The following is a 3,569-nucleotide window of genomic DNA, read 5'->3' as shown; positions in this document are numbered from 1 at the left end:
CTCGACCACGATCAGCACGAGGATGCCGAACCAGATGGCGACCTGTTCCGCCTCGATCCGGTTGGCCATGCCACGGGTGACGCGAATGCCCAGCTCTTTCATCTGTTCGCGTGTCAGTTCGGTGCCAGTGGCGATGGCATCCTGAATCGAAGCAAGCATCTCGATACCCATGCCGTCGGGCACGCCGACATTCAGCACTTCCATCGCGGCCTGGGCCTGCATCGCCGCCAGCGAGACGAAATTGAAATCCATCGCCGAGATCACCGGGAAAAAGATCGGGATCGTCAGCAGGATCATCGACAGGCTGTCCATGAGGCAACCGAAGACGAGGTAGAAACACAGGATCAGCGCCAGGACGACCCAGGGCGAAAAACCCTGACTGACCACGTAATTCGACAGTTCCTGCGGTACCTGCGTGAGGGCGAGGAAACCGTTGTAGAAGCCCGCACCCAACACGATGAAAAAGATCATCGCGGTCGAGCGGGCTGTCACCAGAAAACTGTCCGCCAGAGTCGCAAGCGTCAGGCCGCCGTTGAAAAAGGCGATGACGCCGGTGCCGAATGCGCCGACTGCCGCGCCCTCGGTCGGGGTGAACCAGCCCAGATAGATGCCACCCACCACAAGCCCAAAGACCAGCAGGACCGGCCAGACCTGGATCAGCGCCGCAAAGCGTTCGGCATAGGGAACCGGCGGGCGGGTGCCCGCGCTTTCGGGATAGAGGCGGACGTAGACCGAGATGGCGATGACATAGCCCACAGCCGCAAGAATACCGGGAATGAAGGCGGCAAGGAAAAGCTTGGCGATGTTCTGTTCGGTCAGGATGGCATAGATCACCAGCACCACGGAGGGCGGGATCAGGATGCCCAGCGTACCGCCGGCGGCCAAAGTCGCGGTGGAAAACCCGCCGGCGTAACCATATTGCTTGAGTTCCGGCAGAGCGACGCGGCCCATGGTGGCGGCCGTTGCCAGCGACGAGCCGCAGATCGCGCCGAACCCGGCGCAGGCCCCGATCGCGGCCATGGCAACGCCGCCCTTTTTGTGACCCAGCCAGCCTTCGGCCGCCTTGAACAACGCGTTGGACATGCCGCCCAGCGTTGCAAAATGCCCCATCAGCAGGAACATGGGCACGATGGTCAGCGAATAGCTGGAAAAGGTCGTGTAGGTCTCGTTCTTGAGCCGGGCAAAGGCCACCTGTGTGCCGTCGGTCACGAGAACCAGGCCGACAAACCCCACAAGAAACATCGCCAGCCCGATGGGCACGCGCAGAAAGATCAGCACCATCAGGGCGGGGAAGGAGGCAATTCCGATTTCCAGAGCAGTCAATGCAGTGCCTCCACCCCATCCCGGATCAGGATGCGGCCGGTAAAGAATTCATAGGTACGAACGCCGGCCATGTAGACGCCGACCGCCGCCGCCGCCAGCGCCGCGGCGAAACTGAGCGCATAGGCCCACCAGATCGGGAACTGCAGCAGGAAGGTTGTTTCGTGATACTCTTTCTTGCTGATCATACCGTCGAACAGTTTCCACGCGATCAGGATCAGAACGGCGGCAAAAATGATCTCGGTCACCATGCGCAGGAAGCGGTTGAAGCCGTTGGAGAAGACGTTGGTGAGAATATCGACCGAAGCATGTCCCGAGGTGATCTGGCACAGGGGCAGAAAGCAGAAAATGGCAAAGGCGACGCCTGCCTCGACCAGTTCGAAATCGCCGTTGACCGGGCCGACGCCCATGCCGATGGCCCAGTCGGACAATCCGGGCGCGAGGCTTTGCATCATGTCGCCGTGGAAAAACCCGTTCAGCAAGCGGCCCAGAATGGACACGCAGGTCAGCAGGATCAGGAGGCTCAGGACGATCCCGCCGATGATGGCCAGCGTTCTGGCCAACCCCTTCATCAGTCTATGCATTGGACCTCGATCTTTTGCGGGGGCCATTGGATCGCGGCGCCGGGGCGCCGCGACCGGTTGCGATGGGCCGGATCAGTTGGAATAGTCCGGCGTGTATTTGTCGATCAGCATCTGCGCTTCGTCGAGCAGTGCCTGACCGTCCTTGCCTTTGGAGGCCATGTCGGCGATCCATTCGTCATAGATCGGCTGCGCCAGGGCGCGCCATTCCTCGACACCGGCCTGGTCGATGGTGATGATGTTGTTGCCCAGGTCCTCAGCGACAAGTCGAGCGGGGCCATCGGCATCAGCCTGCGTGCCACCCGCGAAGACCGAGAATTCGAGACCCGAATTGTCGTCGATCACCTTTTTCAGATCATCCGGCAGGCTGTCATATTTGGCCTTGTTCATCGCCAGAACGAAGGTCAGCGTATACAATGCGCGGCCCTCGAATTCGGTGTGGTTCTCGACCAGTTCCGGCACCTTCAGGGCGGTGGTGACTTCCCATGGGATGGTGGTGCCGTCGATCACGCCTTTGCTGAGCCCCTCGGGCACGGCGGGCACCGGCATGCCGACCGGGGTCGCGCCGAGCTTGGTCAAAAGCGAGTTGACCGAGCGCGAGCCGCCGCGGATCTTCATGCCTTGCAGGTCTTCGGGGCTTTCCACCGGTTCGGAGGTGTGGATCATGCCCGGACCATGCACCCAGGTGGCGAGGATGTGGACATCCTTGAACTCGTCATCCTTCATGTGTTTTTCGAACATTTCCCAATAGGCGCGCGACACGGCGCGTGCATTTGTCATCATGAAGGGCAGTTCGAATACTTCGGTCGAGGGGAAACGGCCCGGCGTATAGCCGACCACGGTCCACACCACATCCGCCACACCGTCGATCGCCTGATCCATCAGCTCCGGCGGCTTGCCGCCCAGCTGCATCGAGGGATAGCGTTCCACCTTGATGCGGCCACCCGAATCCTCTTCGACACTGTCGGCCCAGACATCCAGAACCAGTTTCGGCACGTTGGCCTGCGCCGGCAGGAACTGGTGCAGTTTCAGCGTCACTTCCTGGGCCAGCGCGGTAGAGGCGCTGAAGCCCGTGGCCAGCGCCGCAACGGCCGCGCCGCCGATGACGCCCAAAAGCGTTCTCCGATAGGTCATGTTATCCTCCCTTTGACCCCTCTTTTTAGCAATATAATGCCCATATCTTTGCATAATGCAATATATTGCTCACTCTCTGTTCAGGCGAACACCGCGCCCTCGAGGCCGGTACTGCCGTACAGCCATTCGACCGCATCGTACCACTGGTCGGGGGATCTGGCGCTCATGATCGTGTTTCGCAGCGCCGCGTGTGCCCCGGCGGGGTGATAAATGTGTTCTCCGATTTCCCGAGACTGCAACTGAACGCGGGCTGTACGCAAGCGTCGTCTGTCCTGATAGGTGTTTAATATCCCCTCCACTTCGCCCCCCGCCTCGAAAAGCGCGGACAGGCAAACGGCATCCTCCATCGCCATACAGGCGCCCTGGGCGAAGTATTGCAGCATCGGATGCGCGGCGTCGCCGAGCAGGGCAACGCGCCCGTCGGTCCATTCCATGACCGGGTCGCGGTCGCACAGCACCCACAGTTTCCAGTCCCGTCCCTTGTCGATCACCTGTTGCGCCCTGGGGCTGACATGTTCGAATCCCCGGCGCACC

Annotated in this window: 4 protein-coding genes; all 4 read right to left on the bottom strand. The window is 61.1% G+C overall.

Translation table 11 applies throughout. The features are described 5' to 3' along the window. The coding region (locus AC2FNB_RS20765; RefSeq protein WP_496748644.1) for a TRAP transporter large permease at window positions 1-1,323 on the bottom strand (1,323 nt) is incomplete at its 3' end. Beyond that, entirely contained in the window at window positions 1,320-1,904 is a 585-nt protein-coding gene (locus AC2FNB_RS20760; RefSeq protein ID WP_496748643.1) for a TRAP transporter small permease, read from the bottom strand. The genes AC2FNB_RS20760 and AC2FNB_RS20765, both read right to left, overlap by 4 nt. A 72-nt stretch (window positions 1,905-1,976) precedes the next feature. Next, on the bottom strand, window positions 1,977-3,035 hold the full coding sequence (locus AC2FNB_RS20755) for a TRAP transporter substrate-binding protein (protein WP_480748517.1): 1,059 nt from the start codon (window positions 3,033-3,035) through the stop codon (window positions 1,977-1,979). A gap of 80 nt (window positions 3,036-3,115) precedes the next feature. Continuing rightward, window positions 3,116-3,569: FAD-dependent monooxygenase (locus AC2FNB_RS20750; RefSeq protein WP_496748642.1), on the bottom strand; the 454-nt coding region annotated here is incomplete at its 5' end.

The organism is Ruegeria sp. BHSB058, from assembly GCF_059613285.1.
This window is presented reverse-complemented; position numbering and strand designations above follow the sequence as displayed.

Bases quoted from the DNA above. Each gene is read 5' to 3' on its own strand.
- AC2FNB_RS20760 (WP_496748643.1), bottom strand. From the start codon at position 1,904: ATGCATAGACTGATGAAGGGGTTGGCCAGAACGCTGGCCATCATCGGC.
- AC2FNB_RS20755 (WP_480748517.1), bottom strand. From the start codon at position 3,035: ATGACCTATCGGAGAACGCTTTTGGGCGTCATCGGCGGCGCGGCCGTT.